Source organism: Georgenia sp. EYE_87, from assembly GCF_023148685.1.
Classification (GTDB): Bacteria; Actinomycetota; Actinomycetes; order Actinomycetales; family Actinomycetaceae; genus Georgenia.
The window spans coordinates 1-17,073 of record NZ_JAHXNL010000021.1; the positions used below are offsets into that span (position 1 = coordinate 1).

The 17,073-nt window shown below is 73.2% G+C and carries 11 protein-coding genes; 5 read left to right on the forward strand and 6 right to left on the reverse strand.

Annotated elements, in window-relative coordinates; genetic code table 11:
• The 3 genes from KZX45_RS18960 to KZX45_RS18970 form a co-directional block, all read right to left on the reverse strand.
• A partial coding sequence (locus KZX45_RS18960) for a DUF222 domain-containing protein (RefSeq protein WP_248259320.1) occupies window positions 1–775 on the reverse strand: 775 nt, incomplete at its 3' end.
• A 607-nt stretch (window positions 776–1,382) separates the two neighbouring features.
• Window positions 1,383–2,570, reverse strand: a complete 1,188-nt coding sequence (gene mnmA, locus KZX45_RS18965) for a tRNA 2-thiouridine(34) synthase MnmA (protein WP_248259321.1) — start codon at window positions 2,568–2,570, stop codon at window positions 1,383–1,385.
• Entirely contained in the window at window positions 2,570–3,859 is a 1,290-nt protein-coding gene (locus tag KZX45_RS18970; RefSeq protein ID WP_248259322.1) for a cysteine desulfurase family protein, read from the reverse strand. Before KZX45_RS18970 ends, mnmA begins: the two co-directional genes overlap by 1 nt.
• Window positions 3,860–3,961: 102 nt before the next feature.
• On the opposite strand from KZX45_RS18970, the gene KZX45_RS18975 reads away from it, so the two are divergent.
• Entirely contained in the window at window positions 3,962–5,551 is a 1,590-nt protein-coding gene (locus tag KZX45_RS18975) for an Hsp70 family protein (protein WP_248259323.1), read from the forward strand.
• Between the two features lie 304 nt (window positions 5,552–5,855).
• Complete coding sequence (locus KZX45_RS18980; protein ID WP_248259324.1) at window positions 5,856–6,467, forward strand: NADPH-dependent FMN reductase; 612 nt, start codon at window positions 5,856–5,858, stop codon at window positions 6,465–6,467.
• Window positions 6,468–6,532: 65 nt separating this feature from the next.
• On the opposite strand, the gene KZX45_RS18985 is transcribed toward KZX45_RS18980, so the two are convergent.
• Together KZX45_RS18985 and KZX45_RS18990 are read right to left on the reverse strand one after the other, a co-directional pair.
• Complete coding sequence (locus tag KZX45_RS18985; protein ID WP_248259325.1) at window positions 6,533–7,501, reverse strand: electron transfer flavoprotein subunit alpha/FixB family protein; 969 nt, start codon at window positions 7,499–7,501, stop codon at window positions 6,533–6,535.
• Window positions 7,502–7,514: 13 nt separating this feature from the next.
• Window positions 7,515–8,321: an electron transfer flavoprotein subunit beta gene (locus tag KZX45_RS18990; protein WP_248259326.1), complete on the reverse strand. Its 807-nt coding sequence runs from the start codon at window positions 8,319–8,321 to the stop codon at window positions 7,515–7,517.
• A 151-nt stretch (window positions 8,322–8,472) separates the two neighbouring features.
• Here KZX45_RS18990 and glgX point away from each other — a divergent pair, with 151 nt between their 5' ends.
• Together glgX and trpS are read left to right on the forward strand one after the other, a co-directional pair.
• Window positions 8,473–10,734 carry a glycogen debranching protein GlgX gene (gene glgX, locus KZX45_RS18995; RefSeq protein ID WP_374112619.1) on the forward strand — a complete coding sequence of 754 codons (2,262 nt, stop codon included), beginning with the start codon at window positions 8,473–8,475 and terminating at the stop codon, window positions 10,732–10,734.
• A 293-nt stretch (window positions 10,735–11,027) separates the two neighbouring features.
• Window positions 11,028–12,140: a tryptophan--tRNA ligase gene (trpS, locus tag KZX45_RS19000; RefSeq protein ID WP_248259327.1), complete on the forward strand. Its 1,113-nt coding sequence runs from the start codon at window positions 11,028–11,030 to the stop codon at window positions 12,138–12,140.
• A gap of 107 nt (window positions 12,141–12,247) precedes the next feature.
• Here the strand turns inward: trpS and glgP are convergent, their stop codons facing one another.
• On the reverse strand, window positions 12,248–14,845 hold the full coding sequence (gene glgP, locus KZX45_RS19005; RefSeq protein ID WP_248259328.1) for an alpha-glucan family phosphorylase: 2,598 nt from the start codon (window positions 14,843–14,845) through the stop codon (window positions 12,248–12,250).
• Window positions 14,846–15,015: 170 nt separating this feature from the next.
• Here glgP and KZX45_RS19010 point away from each other — a divergent pair, with 170 nt between their 5' ends.
• A complete protein-coding gene (locus KZX45_RS19010) occupies window positions 15,016–17,058 on the forward strand; it encodes an alpha-1,4-glucan--maltose-1-phosphate maltosyltransferase (RefSeq protein ID WP_308221773.1) in 2,043 nt (680 codons plus the stop codon).
• Window positions 17,059–17,073: the final 15 nt, after the last annotated feature.

Here is a 17,073-nt window from a genome sequence, read left to right on the forward strand (position 1 = left end):
ACCGCTGCAGGGTCTCGAACGGCACGTGCACGCTGATGTGCGGGCGGACCCGGGCGCCGGGACGGAGCGAGCCGGAGTCCAGCGCGAGGTGCGCCAGCCCGACCAGCGCCCCGGCGCGCCGCTGCCCTGGGGCGCGCCTGTCACCCTTGGCGGGCACGCCCGTGCGGGCGGCCAACGCCGTGAGCACGATCTCCCCGCTGGTCTTCGACAGCCATCCACCCGGCACGTACCCGTCGGTGGTCTCGGCCAGGTAGAACTCCTCGCGGTCCGTCTCCTCGACGTACGCCCGGTCCGCCGCCTCCGGATCCGCCCGCAGGCCCCAGTGCCGCACCGCCACGTCGAACGCCGAGGCGTCCAGGTCACGGGCGTGCGTGAGCAGGAATCCCTCCCCGAGTTGCTCGTCGCGCAACCGCTCGCGCCGCGCCTCCGTGCCCGTGGTGTGCCGCACGATCGCGGCGACATGATCGGTGCTGATCTCCCCGGCCGCCAGCGCCTTCGCCGTCTCTGGCAGGTGGTCACGCAGAGCCCGGGCCTGGCGCACCTCGCGAGCCGCGCCCGCCCGATGACGTCCGGTGCGGACCCGGTACCAAGCCGCCATCGAGCGGGCGCCGTCGACCGCCCAGCGCCCGTCCGCCTCCACCGTCGCCAGGACTCTCGCACCCAGCGCGTCGGCGCGTCGACGGACATGCTCGACCGCGTCCAGGGCTCCCAGGAGTGACTCTCCGTCCAGCTGGTGGAGGTCGACTTCAGCAAGGGCATTCAATGCCTGGCGCATCTGATCAAGACTTGCAGCGACAGCCTGTGCGGTCGTGGCCGAGCCCGGAGCATTGGTCACCGCGAGCCCCCTTGCCTTCGCCGCTAAGCCGTATAGAGAATGTATCGAACGCCCGTTCGACAGGCAAGAGTCGAACGTGAAATCCAGATAATTTGTGGATATGGCGGCGTGAGTTGACGCTGTGGATAAACAATTTGTGGAAACAATGGCACTCCGGGCCCCTGTGGAGAACGCCTGCATGCCCGACCCCGTCGAAGCACACGACATCTCAGCGCCGCGCACGCGTCACCCCTGGACGCGGCGTGCGGCCGCCCCACAAGGTGACGGCAGCGGTCCGCCAGCCCCACAAGGTGACGGCGGCGGTGCGCCACTCAACGTGTGAGCACAAGCCCCAGTTGACTGCCGCGGACAAGAGGCACATCCCGGGGGCAAAGACGCCGAGCGCTGAACGGACCCGCCAGATCGGCCGAGGACGAGAATGGCCGTCGTTATTGCGTCACGAGCTGCTTCGTGCGCAAGCTGATGTGCCGCTTTCATGCTGCAGACGTGGACCGCTTCACCAAGGCGAAATGTGGACCGCTTGATTCGCCGGGTCGGCGCACCCAGCTCATGACTGTCGGCTCGCGCCGACAGCCGCTCCCCGCTGCGCCGAGACGATCGTCGCCTGACCGAGCACCCTCGACCCCGTGTACACCACGAGCGACTGGCCCGGCGCGATGCCGCGCAGCCCGGTGGACAGGCGCGCCTCAAGCACGCCGCCGCGGGCCGTGCCGTCCGGCGCTCCTCCGGCTCCGCCGTCGTCCTCGCCGGATGCGCTCGCTCCCCTGCGGACTGACGCCACCACAGGCTCGCCGTGCGCGCGCACCTGCACCTCGGCGTCGATCCACTCCCCGGCCGGCACGTCGTCGGCCAGCCACACGGTCTGGCTGGCGTGCAGCTCGTCGACGGTGAGCAGCTCGCTCGGTCCGACAACGATCTGGTTCGTCTGCGGCCGCACCTCGAGCACGTACCGGGCGCGACCGTCCACGGCCGGCCTGGTCAGGCCGAGCCCCTTGCGCTGGCCGACCGTGAACGCATAAGCACCGTCGTGCTCACCCAGCACCCGCCCCTCGGGGTCCACCACCTCACCCGGCCGGGCGCCGAGGCGGTCCCGCAGGAATCCCTGCGTGTCGCCGTCGGCGACGAAGCAGATGTCGTACGAGTCCGGCTTCGCCGAGACGCTGAGGCCCCGGGCGGCAGCCTCGGCCCGAACGGCATCCTTCGAGGGAGCGTCACCGAGCGGGAAGAGCGAGCGAGCGAGGCGCTCGGTCCCCATGACCGCGAGCACGTAGGACTGGTCCTTGAGCGGGTCCGCCGCACGGTGCAGCTCGCGGCGCACGCCGCCTGCGGAGTCCGGCACCTCGACGATCCGCGCGTAGTGGCCGGTGGCGACGGCGTCGAACCCGAGCGCCAGGCCGCGGTCGAGCAGCGCGGAGAACTTGATGTGCTCGTTGCACCGCACGCACGGGTTGGGCGTCCGACCCGCCTCGTACTCGGACAGGAAGTCCGCAACCACCGTCTCCTCGAACTCCTCAGAGAGGTCCCAGACGTAGTAAGGGATACCGAGCACGTCCGCGGCCCGTCGCGCGTCACCCGCGTCCTCGATGGAGCAGCAGCCGCGCGAGCCGTTGCGGTGCTGCGCCCGCGAGCGCGAGAGCGCCATGTGGACGCCGACCACGTCGTGCCCCGCGTCGACGGCGCGCGCGGCGGCGACCGCCGAGTCGACCCCGCCCGAGAGCGCAGCGAGGACGCGCATCAGTCGTCTCCTCCCGAGGGCACGACGGCGGAGCCACCCGAGGGCACGACGGCGGCCCCGCCTCGCGTGGGCAGGGTGGCGGACGCCGTGCGCACCGGCCGTCGGCGCGTCGCGTGAGCACGACGGGCGTTCTCGACGACGGCGGGCAGCGCGGCCACGACCGCGTCCACGTCCGCCCCCGTCGTCGTCCGGCCGAGCGAGAACCGCAGCGCGGAGCGGGCCTGGTCCACGTCGCGTCCCATGGCGAGGAGGACGTGCGAGGCCTCCTGCACCCCCGCGTGGCACGCGGACCCGCTCGACGCGGCGATCCCCGCCATGTCGAGCCCGAGGAGCAGCGCGTCGGCGTCCGCCCCCGCGATCGTCAGGTGCGCGATGCCGGGGTGCCGGTGGGCGTCGTCGCGCCCGGGAGGGTCGGGCGCCGGCCCGGTGAGGGTGACGCCTTCGAGCGTCGCCGTCAGCGCCGCCACGAGACGGTCCCGAAGCTGGCGCAGCCGCACGGCCTCCGCGGCCTGCTCGGCCACCGCCGCCTCGACGGCGAGGGCCAGCGCGCATGCACCCGCGACGGCGAGGGTGCCCGAACGTACGCCCCGCTCCTGCCCGCCCCCGTGCTCGACCGGCTCGAGAGCGAAGGAGCGCCGCGCCACGAGCGCGCCGGTGCCGACAGGGGCCCCGAGCTTGTGGCCGGACAGGCTGATCGCGTCCAGGCCCGAGGCTGCGAAGTCGACCGGCACGTGGCCGACCGCCTGCACCGCGTCGGAGTGCACGGGAACCCCGGCCGCGTGCGCCAGGGCGGCGACGTCCCGCACCGGCTGCACGGCCCCGGTCTCGTTGTTCACCCACATGACCGAGACGACGGCGACGCCGCCCCGTGCCAGCACCTCCTCGGCGTGGGCGAGGTCGAGCCTGCCGTCCGCACCCACGCGCAGGCGCGCCACCTCGGCGTCGTCGTGCGTCCCGAGCCACTCCGCGGCCTCCAGGACCGCATGGTGCTCGACCGACGAGACCGCCACGGTACGCAGCGCAGCGTCGCTCGTCCGCCGCGCCCAGTAGCCCCCTTTCACGGCGAGGTTGTCCGCCTCCGTGCCGCCAGAGGTGAAGATCACCTCGGCGGGCTCTGCGCCGACGGCTGCGGCGAGCTGCTCCCGCGCCTCCTCGAGCCGGCGGCGGGCCTCGCGTCCGGCGCTGTGGAGCGACGAGGGGTTGCCCACCCCGGTGAGCTCCTGCGCGTACCGCGCCGCCACCTCCGGGCGCACCGGGGTGGTCGCCGCGTGGTCGAGGTAGACGGTCACGGCGACCAGTGTAAGGACCGCCCCTGACGGGACGCCCCGGCTGCACGGCGGGGCGACCCGGGCCGGATCTGGAGGGCCCCGCGGCCAGGTAGTCTCTGCCGCATGCACCTCGGCGTCGACCTGGGCACCACCCGCACCATCGTCGCCCTCGCCGACCGGGGCAACTACCCCGTGGTCTCGTTCTTCGACGGCGAGGGCGACGCCCACGAGAGCTTCCCCAGCGTCGTCGCAGCCCGGGACGGCGAGCTCGTCCACGGGTTCGAGGCACTCTCCGCCGCGCGCGAGGGCGCTCCTCTGCTCCGCTCGTTCAAGCGTGCGCTGGCGGACCCGGACGTCGGCGCGGGCACGCTGCTCACCGTCGGTGACCTGCGGGTGCCCGTGCTCGACCTGCTGACCGGGTACCTCGCCGCGCTGCGCACCGCGCTGCGCACCGCTTCGAACCTCGCCGACGCCACGGACCAGCCCGCCCCTGGCGACGACGAGGCGCTCCTCTCGGTCGTGGCCGTCCCGGCCCACGCCCACGGCACGCAACGGTTCCTGACGCTCGAGGCGTTCCGCCGGGCCGGCTTCGACGTCGCCGCCCTCGTCAACGAGCCCTCGGCCGCGGGCTTCGAGTACACCCACCGGCGCGGCGGCACGATCAGCTCCCGGCGCACCCGCGTCGTCGTCTACGACCTCGGTGGTGGCACGTTCGACGCGTCGCTGGTCGACGTCGAGGGGCACCGCCACGCGGTGCTGGGCTCCAACGGCCTGAACCGCCTCGGCGGCGACGACTTCGACGAGGTCCTCGCCCGGTGCGTGCTGGAGGCGGCGACCGCCCGCCACGCCGCCGCCCCGCGCCGCCTGGAGGACCTTGACGCGCGCGAGCGTGACGACCTGCTCGACCGGTGCCGTGAGGCGAAGGAGCGCATCATCCCGCAGTCGCGGCGGGTGGTCGTCGAGGTCGGGGACAAGGACGTCAGCGTCCCGGTCGACACGTTCTACGCAGGCGCCGCACCGCTGGTGGAGGCCACGGTCGAGGCGATGCGGCCGCTGCTCGACGGCCTCGACGGCGCTGCGGGCCTTGCCGACGTCGCCGGCATCTACCTCGTCGGCGGCGGCTCCGGCCTCCCGCTCGTCCCGCGCCTCCTGCGCGAGCGGTTCGGCCGCCGTGTGCACCGCTCCCCCCACCCCTCCGCCTCGACGGCTATCGGCCTCGCCATCGCGGCCGACGACGAGGCCGGCTTCACGCTGTCCGACCGCCTCTCCCGGGGCTTCGGCGTCTTCCGCGAGCGCAGCGGCGGCGCCGCGGTGAGCTTCGACCCGATCCTCGGCGCGGACACCGCGCTGCCCGAGAGGGAGGGTGTGGTCGCCACCCGCCGTTACCGCGCGGCGCACAACCTCGGGTGGTTCCGGTTCGTCGAGTGCGCAGGCATCGACGACGCCGGGGAGCCCCGCGGCGACGTCGTCCCGTTCGCGGACGTCCTGTTCCCGTTCGACCCCGCGCTCCGCGACGGGCAGGACCTGCGCGGCGTCGCCGTCGAGCGGCGTGAGGGCTGCCTCGTCGAGGAGCGCTACGTCGTCGACGGGAACGGCATGGTCGAGGTGCAGATCACCGACCTGGACACCGGGTACACCCAGCGCCACGCCATCGGCACGTCGGCGTCCCGCCGCGCCTGGGCTGCGGCACGGCCCTGGTCCCGCCGGGGCTGACAGCGGCGGCGGGCCGAGCCCCGCCGGAGCGGCCGCGTGGTCGCCGCCCCTGCCTCGCCGGGGCCGACCAGCGGCGGCAGGTACGACCGTCCGGGCGGCCGACCAGCCCCCGCTCGGCCCCGGCACAGGGGCCCGCCCGAGCGATGACCGACCGTTCCGTCGTCGTCGCAGGTCAGTGGCGCGCCCAGCCTCTCACCATGCCGACGCGCCCTGAGGCGACGAGGATGGCCCTGCGGTACCCAGCCAGATCCCCATCACCCACAGCGTCGCGGGCCCCCGGCCCGCGCCCCGGAAAGGATCACCTATGGCCACGTACAAGGTCGGCTACTTCGTCGGTAGCCTCGCGCAGGGCTCCATCAACCGCACGCTCTCCCAGGCGCTCATCAAGGTCGCCCCGGAGAGTCTCGAGTTCACCGAGATCCCTATCAAGGATCTCCCTCTCTACAGCTACGACTACGACGCTGACTACCCGCCGGAGGGCAGGGCGCTCAAGGAGGCGATCTCGGCCTCCGACGCCATCCTCTACGTCAGCCCGGAGTACAACCGCTCGATCCCGGGCGCGCTGAAGAACGCGATCGACTGGGGCTCGCGGCCGTGGGGCCAGAACGCGTTCGCACGCAAGCCCTCAGCGATCATCGGCGCCTCGATCGGTGGGATCGGCACCGCGGTCATGCAGTCCAACATGCGGTCGGTCCTGTCGTTCCTCGACTCCCCACAGCTCAACGCGCCGGAGGCCTACATCCACTTCAAGCCGGAGGCCTACGGGCCCGACGGCGAGTGCACGGACCCCTCGACCAAGGAGTTCCTGACCACCTTCATGACGGAGTTCGAGGCTTTCATCCAGCGCGTGCTCGCCTCCGCCCCGGGCCACATCGGGCAGTCTCCTGACACGGAGCACCACGCCGAGCGGTCCTGAGCCTCGCTCGCACCGGCCCGGAACCGAGACGCTCCCGGGGGCCGGCGCCGGCAGCGCGGCGTACCTCAGCCGCGCAGCCGGCGCAGCTCCTCGATCGCCTGCGGCAGCACATCGTTGAGGTCGCCCACGATCCCGAGGTCCGCCATCTCGAAGATGGGTGCCTCCGGGTCCGAGTTGACCGCGACGATCGTCTGGGCCGCCTGCATGCCTGCGGTGTGGTGGATCGCGCCGGACACCCCGATGCCGATGTACAGCCGCGGCGAGATCGTCACGCCGGTCTGCCCCACCTGGGCGGCGTGCTCGATCCAGCCCTCGTCCGTGGCCACGCGGGTGGCGCCCACCGCTGCCCCGATCTCGTCGGCGAGCTCGGTGACGAGGGAGAAGTCCCCCTCGACGCCGCGCCCACCCACGACGACGGTGCGCGCCTCGCCCAGCGGGGCGCGCCCCCCGCGGGGGTGCTCGGTGCGGGAGAGCACGCGGACGGCACGCGCCGCCGCCGAGAAGTCCACCGGGACCGCGACGGTCTCGGGCTCCGCCCCGTCGACCGCGGTGGCCTCGACGACGGTGGGCTTGACGGCGATGACCGGCACGCCGCGGGTGACCTCGCACGCGGTCTCCCACGTGCCCTGGAGCACCACCTTCGACGCCACCAGCGCGCCGTCCTCCGCGGTGATCCCGGTGGCGTCCACCACCGCGCCGGAGTCGAGCGCGACGGCGAGCCGGGCCGCGACCTCCTTGCCCGCGAAGCTGGAGACGAGCAGCACGGCGGCCGGCCGGGCCTGCGCGACGGCCGCGAGCACGGCCTCCGCCGCGACGGCCGAGACGGTGGGCGAGAGCCCGTCGAGCTCCGGGACGTAGACGACGCCCACGCCGTGGCGGCCGAGGGCTGCGGTGTCCGGCGCCTCGAGAGCGACGGCGGAGACACCGCCCGTGGTCAGCGACCGGGCGAGGGTGAGGACCTCCGCTGACGGGGTGGTCAGGTGGCCGTCGACGTGGTCGACGACGACGAGCAGGGGACGGTCGAGCTCGGGCATGTTCTCTCCTGCCTCAGACAAGCTTGTTCTCGACGAGGTACGCGGCGAGCTGGGCTCCGGCGTCCCCGGTGTCGGTCAGGACGCGCCCGGCCTCGCGCGGCGGTCGGGCCGCGGCGGACCGCACCGTCGTGCCCGCGCCCGCCGCCCCGACGGCGGGTGCGCCGTCGGGACCGGCGGCTGCGACGTCGGGCAGGTCGTCCAGGGACCACGTGGTCACCGGCTTCTTCTTCGCGGCCATGATCGCCTTGAAGTTGGGGTAGCGCGGCTCGTTCGCCTGGTCGGTCACCGAGAGCACGAGGGGCAGCTCCGCGGCCTGCTGCTCGTCGGCGTCGCCGATGCTGCGCGTGATGGTCACCGTGGACCCCTCGAGCGTCACCTCGCTCGCGAGGGTCAGCGACGGCAGACCGAGCGCCGCGGCGAGCGCGGCCGGGACCATCGACGTCAGGCCGTCCATGGTGGCCATCCCCGTCACGACGAGGTCGACGGGGGCCTCGGCACCCAGCGCACGCACCGCGGCGGCGAGGACGCGGGCGGTCCCCACGACGTCGGAGCCCGCCAGCCGGTCGTCGACCACGTGGACGCCGGAGTCGGCCCCCATCTGCAGCGCCCGGCGGACCGCGTCGACGGCGTCCTCGGGCCCGACGGTGAGGGCGATCACCTCGGCGCCGTTCCCCTCGGCCAGGGCGACGGCGGCCTCGACGGCGTTCTCGTCCAGCTCGTTGAGGACGTCGTCCTCACCGCGCACGAGATGGCCGTCCCCGTCGAGCGAACGGTCGGACTGCAGGTCCGGGACGTGCTTGACGCACACGACGATCCTCATGGGAACAGATTGCCACCTGGTGGCCCCCGGTACGGAATCGCGCCTCCCGCCCCTTCACCCTGCGGACACCCTTCGGACGTCGCCCCACCATCCCCCGCCGCACCAGGCGCTCCTGAACGTGCTACCGCCCGCCGTGGGGTTTACTGGAACTGTGAGTACCGCGTCCCTCCTCCTCGGCCAGAGCACTGCGGAGCCGTACACCGACACCCCCACGCAGCGGGTGCCCGGGCACGCGGCCAACCCCCGCCGGCTGGGGGCGCACCTCGTCGGGGACGGCATCGACGTCGCGGTCCACGCCTCGCGGGCCACCCGCGTCGACCTCTGCCTCGTCGACGTCGCGCCCGACGGCTCCCTCAGCGAGCGCCGCTTCCGCCTGCGCGGCCCGGTCTCAGGGGTGTGGCACGGCCATCTGCCGGGGGTTCGGGCCGGCCAGCGCTACGGGTTCCGCGTCCACGGCCGGTGGGACCCGGCGTCGGGCCTGCTCCACAACCCCGCGAAGCTCCTGCTCGACCCCTACGCCCGCGCGCTGGCGGGGAGCGTGGAGCTGGTCCCCGCGATCCACGCGCACGTCGTCGGCGAGGACCTCGCGCCCGCCGACGGGCCGTGGCTGCCAGACCCGTCCGACTCCGCCCCGTTCGTCGCGCACGCCGTGGTGGTCGACGACACGTTCGACGGGGCCGTGCCGCCGCCGCGCGTGCCGTGGTCGGAGACGGTCCTGTACGAGGCGCACGTGCGCGGACTGACGATGCGCCTGCCGGAGGTGCCCCGGGAGCTGCGGGGAACCTACGCGGGCATCGCCCATCCCGCCACCATCGCGCACCTCAAGCGGCTGGGCGTGACCACGGTGGAGCTGCTGCCCATCCACGCGAACTTCCCCGAGCCGTTCCTCACGGCCAAGGGGCTGACCAACTACTGGGGCTACAACACCCTCGGCTTCTTCGCGCCCGAGCCCACCTACGCGACGCGCGCGGCCCAGGAGGCCGGGCCGGCGGCGATCCTGGCCGAGGTCAAGGGCATGGTGTCCCTGCTCCACGCCGCCGGGCTGGAGGTCGTGCTCGACGTCGTCTACAACCACACCTGCGAGGGGGGCGAGGGCGGCCCGTCGCTGAGCCTGCGCGGCCTGGACAACACGGGGTACTACCTCCACGACGGCACGACCCCGGCCCGCCTGGTGGACGTGACCGGGTGCGGGAACTCCCTGGACTTCCGCCGGACCCGCGTGGTCCAGCAGGCGCTGGACTCGCTGCGCTACTGGGCGGGCGAGGTCGGCGTCGACGGGTTCCGGTTCGACCTGGCCGTCACCCTCGGGCGCAACGGCGCGGAGTTCACGCCGCACCACCCGTTCCTCGTGGCCATGGCCACCGACCCCGTCCTGTCGGCGACCAAGCTGATCAGCGAGCCCTGGGACCTCGGCCCCGGCGGGTGGCGCACCGGCCAGTTCCCGGCCCCGATGGCGGACTGGAACGACCGCTTCCGCAACACGGTGCGCTCGTTCTGGCTCGCGGACCCGGCGGCCGCCGCCAAGGGCCACACCGGCCACGACCTGCGCGACCTCGCCACCCGGCTCTCCGGCTCCGCCGACCTCTTCGGCTCCGGGGAGGTCCCGGGCGGCCGCGGCCCGTTCGCGTCGGTGAACTTCATCACCGCCCACGACGGCTTCACCCTCGCCGACCTGGTCTCCTACGAGCACAAGCACAACGAGGCCAACCGCGAGGGCAACCGCGACGGCACCGACGACAACCGCTCCTGGAACCACGGCGTGGAGGGTCCGCTGCCCCCGGACTCCCCCGCGGCGGAGATCCTGCCGCTGCGGCGTCGTTCCATGCGCAACCTGCTGGGCACGCTCCTCGTCTCCGCGGGCACGCCGATGCTCACCGCCGGCGACGAGATCGGCCGGAGCCAGGGGGGCAACAACAACCCGTACTGCCAGGACAACGAGATCTCCTGGATCGGGTGGAACCGCGAGGGCTGGCACGGCGACCTCCTGCACACCGTGTCGTCCCTGATCAAGCTGCGCAGCGAGCACCCCGTGCTGCGGCCGGGCCGGTTCGCCTCGGGCCGCCCGGCGACGGACGACGACGTCCTGCCAGACCTGTCGTGGTTCAACGCCGCGGGCGAGGCCATGACGGCGCAGGCCTGGCACGACCCGCACGGCCGGGTCCTGCAGATGCTCCGCTCGGGGCGTCCGGCGGGCGACCTCGACGCCCTCGTGGTGCTCAACGGCTCCCTGGACCAGCAGGCCGTCACCCTCCCCCCGGGGCGCGGGGCGGACTACGAGCTGGTCTGGGACTCGGCCTGGGAGCGCCCTGCCCTTCCCGTGCAGGCGGAGACGGAGCCGCTCGGCATGGTCGCCTCGCCCGGCGAGGCCGTCGAGCTGGAGTCGCTCAGCATGCGGATCTATCTCGCCGGCTGACCACCGCGCCGGCTGACCACCGCGCCGGCTGACCACCGCGCCGGCGCGGGCGCGCACCGACGCCGCAGCCGCCCTCTCGACTACCCCGCAGCCGTCCTCTCGACGACGGCGCAGCCGTTCCCCGGACGCCCGCCGGGCGCGGCCCGCGGCGGCGCTAGGCTGTGCGGGTGCCCACCCGCGTGCGTTCCTGGTGGCCGTCCTGACGGACGGCCCCTCCACGCACCCTCCCACCGGCCGTCCCGCGAGGCGGCCTGGCACGCCTCGTGGCGCCGCCTTCGAATCCTGAGGACCCCATGACCGAGCAGACCGACGTCGCCACCGACCTGGCGGACTCCACCAACGACGCCTCCCTCGAGCGCACCCGCCGCCGCAGCGACGAGATCGAGGCGCAGATCGAGAAGGACCCGAGCGGTTTCCGCGTCCTCACCGGCGACCGGCCGACCGGCAACCTGCACCTGGGCCACTACTTCGGCAGCCTCGTGAACCGCGTGCGCCTGCAGCGGGCGGGCGTCGAGACCTGGGTCCTCGTGGCGGACTACCAGGTCATCACCGACCGCGACGGCGTCGGCCCGGTCCGCGAGCGTGTGCTGTCCCTGGTCGCGGACTACCTGGCCGTGGGTATCGACCCGGACGCCAGCACGATCTTCACCCACTCCGCCGTGCCCGCCCTGAACCAGCTCATGCTGCCGTTCCTCTCGGTCGTGACCGACGCCGAGCTGCGCCGCAACCCGACGGTGAAGTCCGAGCTGGAGGCCACCGGCGACCGGCCGATGTCCGGCCTCATGCTCACCTACCCGGTCCACCAGTCCGCCGACATCCTCTTCTGCAAGGCCAACCTCGTCCCCGTGGGCAAGGACCAGCTGCCCCACCTGGAGCAGGCGCGCGTGATCGCCCGCCGCTTCGACGAGCGCTACGGCCGTGCGGGCGACGGCTCTCAGCCGGTCTTCCCCCGCCCCGAGGCCCTGCTCTCCGACGCCGCGAGCGTGCTCGGCACGGACGGGCAGAAGATGAGCAAGTCCCGCGGCAACACGATCGAGCTCGGGATGGACGCGGACGCCACCGCCAAGGCGCTCAAGCGGGCCGTCACGGACGCCGACCGGCACATCACCTACGACCCCGTGAACCGGCCCGAGGTCTCCAACCTCGTGCTCCTCACGGCGCTCGCCAGCGAGCGGGACCCGCACGAGGTCGCCGAGGAGATCGGCGACGGCGGAGCCGCCACGCTCAAGAAGGCCGCCACCGAGGCCGTCAACGAGATGCTCGCGCCCGTCCGCGCCCGCCGGACCGAGCTGGCCGCCGACCCCGGCTACCTGCTCCAGGTGCTCCGCACAGGCAACGACCGCGCCAACGCGGTCGCCGACGCCACCCTCGGCGAGGTCCGCGAGGCCATGCAGATGGTGTACTGACCCGCGTCCCGGCCCCGGACAAGAGCACCGACGGGCCCGGTCCCTCCGCGCGGAGGGACCGGGCCCGTCGTCATGCCGGTCGGCCGGGTCGTCGCCCGGGCGCCCGGTCAGTGCTCGGCGGAGGTCGCCAGCCCGAGCTCGGTCGGCGCCGCCAGCAGCGGGCTGTCCGGCACCACGCGGACCGTGTAGCCGAACGGGCCGGTCGCGTCGAGCACCCGCGCCCCGGCGAACGCGTGCCGCCCGCCCTCGTAGCTGGCCACGTGCTCCAGCGGGTAGACCTGGAGCTCCGTGAGCGAGTCGTCGTCCTCCACACGGCCGGCGACGGCCTGCACCTGGACGTCGTCGGGGCGCAGCTCTCCCAGGTCGACGTAGGCGGTCACGCGGATCTCGTCGCCGACGTTGACGACGTCGGTGACGCCTTCGGTCTCGACGTGGTCGACCCGGACGGCGGGCCAGCCCGCGCGCACCCGCGCCTTCCAGTCGGCGAGCTGGCGCGCGCCGTCGTGGTCCGCGGCCCCGGCCAGCGCCCGCGAGCTGCGCGCCACCGGCGTGTAGAGCGTGGTGACGTACTCGCGGACCATGCGGGTCGCCTGGACCTTCGGCCCCAGGGTGGCGAGGGTGTGGCGCACCATCTCCATCCAGTGGCGCGGGACGCCGTCGGCGTCGCGGTCGTAGAACCGGGGCACCACCGTGTCCTCGAGCAGCTCGTACAGCGCGGAGGCCTCGAGGCGGTCGCGCTCGGCCTGGTCCTGGACGCCGTCGGCGGTGGGGATCGCCCAGCCGTTGCGGCCGTCGTACCACTCGTCCCACCAGCCGTCGAGGATCGAGAGGTTGAGGGCGCCGTTGAGGGCGCACTTCATGCCGGAGGTGCCCGAGGCCTCGAGCGGACGCAGCGGGTTGTTCAGCCAGACGTCGCAGCCCGGCATGAGGTGCTGGGCCATGGCGATGTCGTAGTTGGGCAGGAACACGATCCGCTCACGGACCCCCGCGCCGTCGGCGAACTGGACGAGCTTCTGGATGAGGCCGACGCCCTGCTCGTCGTCCGGGTGGGACTTGCCGGCCACCAGGATCTGGATCGGCCGGTCCGGGTCGGTCAGCAGCCGGGTGAGTCGCTCGGGGTCCGAGAGCATGAGGGTGAGCCGCTTGTACGTGGGCACGCGGCGGGCGAAGCCGATGGTCAGCGCGTTCGGGTCCAGCACGTCCTCGGTCCACCCGAGCTCGGCGGGCGAGGCACCCCGGTCGAGCCAGGACTTGCGCACGCGGCGACGGGCCTCGGCGACCAGCTTGCCGCGCAACGTCCCGCGCATGCGCCAGAGCTCGTCGTCGGTGAGTCCCCCCTCCTCCGGGGCGAGGAGGAAGCCCTCGCCGGAGGCGATCTGCTCCGGGCTGAGCCGGCTCTCGACGAGAGCGGCGAACTCCGGGTCCACCCAGGTGGGACCGTGCACGCCGTTGGTGATGGAGGTGATGGGCACCTCGGAGACGTCGAAGCCCGGCCAGAGCTGGTGGAACATGCCGCGGGAGACCTTGCCGTGGAGCTTCGCCACACCGTTGGCGCGGCGGGCGGTGCGCAGGCCCATGATCGCCATGTTGTACACGGCCGGGTTGCCGCCCTCGAAGTCCTCGGCCCCCAGCGCCAGCACCTTTTCCAGCGGGATGCCCGCGATCTCGGCGCTGCCGCCGAAGTACTCGGAGACCAGCTCGGTGCCGTAGCGGCTGATGCCGGCCGGCACGGGGGTGTGCGTGGTGAACACCGTGCCCGCCTTGACCGCCTCGAGGGCGGCCTCGAACGTCAGCCCCTCACCCTGCACGAGCTCGCGGATGCGCTCGACGGACAGGAAGCCGGCGTGGCCCTCGTTGCAGTGGTACACCTGCGGGGCCGGGGAGCCCGTGATGCGGGAGTAGGCCCGCACGGCCTTCACCCCGCCCATCCCGAGCAGCAGCTCCTGGCGCAGCCGGTGGTCGGCCGAGCCGCCGTAGAGGCGGTCGGTGACCCGGCGGGCCGAGTCGTCGTTCTCGGTGATGTTGGAGTCGAGCAGCAGCAGAGGCACTCGCCCCACCTGCGCGACCCAGATCTGCGCCTGCAGGGTGCGTCCCGCCGGCAGGTCCAGGGAGATCCGCGCCGGGGCGCCGGAGCCGTCGCGCTCACGCAGGAGGTGCAGCGGGAGGTTGTCCGGGTCCAGCAGGGGGTAGGTCTCGTGCTGCCAGCCGTCCCGGGTGAGGGACTGCTTGAAGTAGCCGGCCCCGTAGAGCAGGCCGACGCCGACGATCGGCACCCCGAGGTCGGACGCCGACTTCAGGTGGTCGCCGGCGAGGATGCCGAGACCGCCGGAGTACTGCGGGAGGGCGGCGGTGATGCCGTACTCGGCGGAGAAGTAGGCGATGGCCTCCGGCTTGTCCGGGTCCGTCAGCTCCTGCTGGTACCAGCGCGGCTCGGTGAGATAGGTGCTCAGGTCCGCGTCCAGCCGCTGGACCTCGGCGACGAGGCTGCGGTCGGCCGCCAGCTGCTCCAGCCGCCTGGGGCTCAGGGAGCCCAGCAGCGCGACGGGGTCGCCGTGCACGCGGGTCCACAGCTGCGGGTCGAGGGAGGCGAAGAGGTCGCGGGTCGGCGTGTGCCACGACCAGCGGAGGTTCTGCGCCAGTCGGTCCAGGGGGGCAAGCGTCTCGGGAAGGACGTTGCGGACGGTGAATCGTCGGATGGCTCTCACACGCTCGAGTCTAGACACGATTTCGTGCAACGTTTACAGCCGTTTGCAGATGACTTTCCACCCCGTGAGGTCGACCGGCCGGCCGGGCCGGACTGCCATGTCGGCCGGACCTCGATAGGTTCTTCGCTGTGAGCGCCACCGAGTCCCGAGACCGTGCACGCGCGACCGCCGTGCCCGGTCGACAGCAGCCCGTACCCGAGCCCCGCCCCGCCCCCTTCGCCCCCATCGGGCGCATCCCCGTCGTCGAGGTCTCCCCGGTCCTCGAGGACGGGCGCTGGCCCGCGAAGGGCACCGAGCGCGAGGCGTTCCCCGTGCGCGCGACCGTGTTCCGCGAGGGCCACGACGCCGTCGCGGCGACCGCCGTCCTCGTCGCGCCCGACGGCCGCGACCACTCGTGGGCACGGATGCACGACGTCGCACCCGGTCTCGACCGCTACGAGGCCTGGCTCGTCCCGGACGCCCCCGGCGAGTGGGGCTTCCGCGTCGAGGGCTGGTCCGACCCCTACGCCACCTGGGTGCACGACGCCCGGCTGAAGATCGACGCGGGCGTCGACGTCGAGCTCATGCTCACCGAGGGCGCCCTCGTCCTCGAGCGGGCCGCCGACCGCGACCTGCCCGCGGACGCCCGCGCCGTCCTGACCGACGCGGCGCACGCCCTGCGGGACGCCACCCGGCCCGCCCAGGCCCGCCTGGCCGCCGGCGTGGGCGACGACGTCGCCGCCGTGCTGGCGGCGCACCCGCTGCGCGACCTCGTCTCGCCGTCGGCCACGTACCCCCTCGTCGTCCACCGCGAGCGCGCGCTCTTCGGGTCCTGGTACGAGATGTTCCCCCGGTCCGAGGGCGCCCACCGCGACCCGGAGACCGGCCGGTGGATCTCCGGCACGCTGCGCACCGCGGCCGAGCGGCTGCCGGCGATCGCGGAGATGGGCTTCGACGTCGTCTACCTCACCCCCGTCCACCCGATCGGCTCGACCAACAAGAAGGGCCCGAACAACACGCTCGACGCCGGCCCCGAGGACCCGGGATCGCCGTACGGCATCGGCAGCCCCGACGGCGGGCACGACGCGATCCACCCGGACCTGGGCACGTTCGACGACTTCGACGCGTTCGTCGCCCGCGCCCGCGAGCTCGGCATGGAGGTGGCGCTCGACGTCGCGCTCCAGGCCTCCCCCGACCACCCTTGGGTCACGGAGCACCCCGAGTGGTTCACGACCCGCGCCGACGGGACCATCGCGTACGCCGAGAACCCGCCGAAGAAGTACCAGGACATCTACCCGCTGAACTTCGACAACGACCCCGAGGGCATCTACGTCGCCATTCGCGACGTGCTGGAGACCTGGGTCCGGCACGGGGTCACGGCGTTCCGGGTGGACAACCCGCACACCAAGCCCCTGAACTTCTGGCAGCGGCTGCTCGGGGAGTTCCACGAGCGCCACCCGGACGTCATCTTCCTGGCCGAGGCGTTCACCCGGCCGGCCATGATGCGCACCCTCGGGGCGATCGGGTTCCACCAGTCCTACACGTACTTCACGTGGCGGACGTCCAAGGGTGAGATCGGCGACTACCTCACCGAGCTCGCCACCCAGACCGACGCGCGGCTCCGCCCGAGCTTCTGGCCGACCACCCACGACATCCTCACTCCTTACATGCAGCAGGGCGGCACCGCCGCGTTCGCGATCCGCGCCGTCCTCGCCGCCACCGGCTCACCCACCTGGGGCATCTACTCCGGTTACGAGCTCGTCGAGAACGTCGCACGGCCCGGCGCCGAGGAGCAGATCGACAACGAGAAGTACGAGTACAAGCAGCGGGACTGGTCCCTCGCCGACAGCCTCGGCATCGCCGACCTCCTGCGCAGCCTCAACCGCATCCGCCGGGCGCACCCCGCCCTGCAGCGACTCCGGGACGTCCACGTCCACCCGACCACGGACGACGCCACACTCTGCTTCTCCAAGCGCGTGCCTGCGGAGCAGTCGCCCACCGGCCGCGAGGACACCGTCATCGTCGTGGTCAGCCTCGACCCGTACGCCACCCGCGACGGCGTCGTGCACCTCGACCTCGAGGCCCTGGGGCTGCAGCACCCCGGCACGGACGTCCCCGTCATGGAGGTCACGGACGAGCTGGGCGGGGAGACGTACTACTGGAACGCCCACCCGTACGTCCGGCTCGACCCGCACGGCCGGTGCGCCCACGTCCTCAGCGTGAGGGCCCTGTGAGCGCGCCCACGAGCG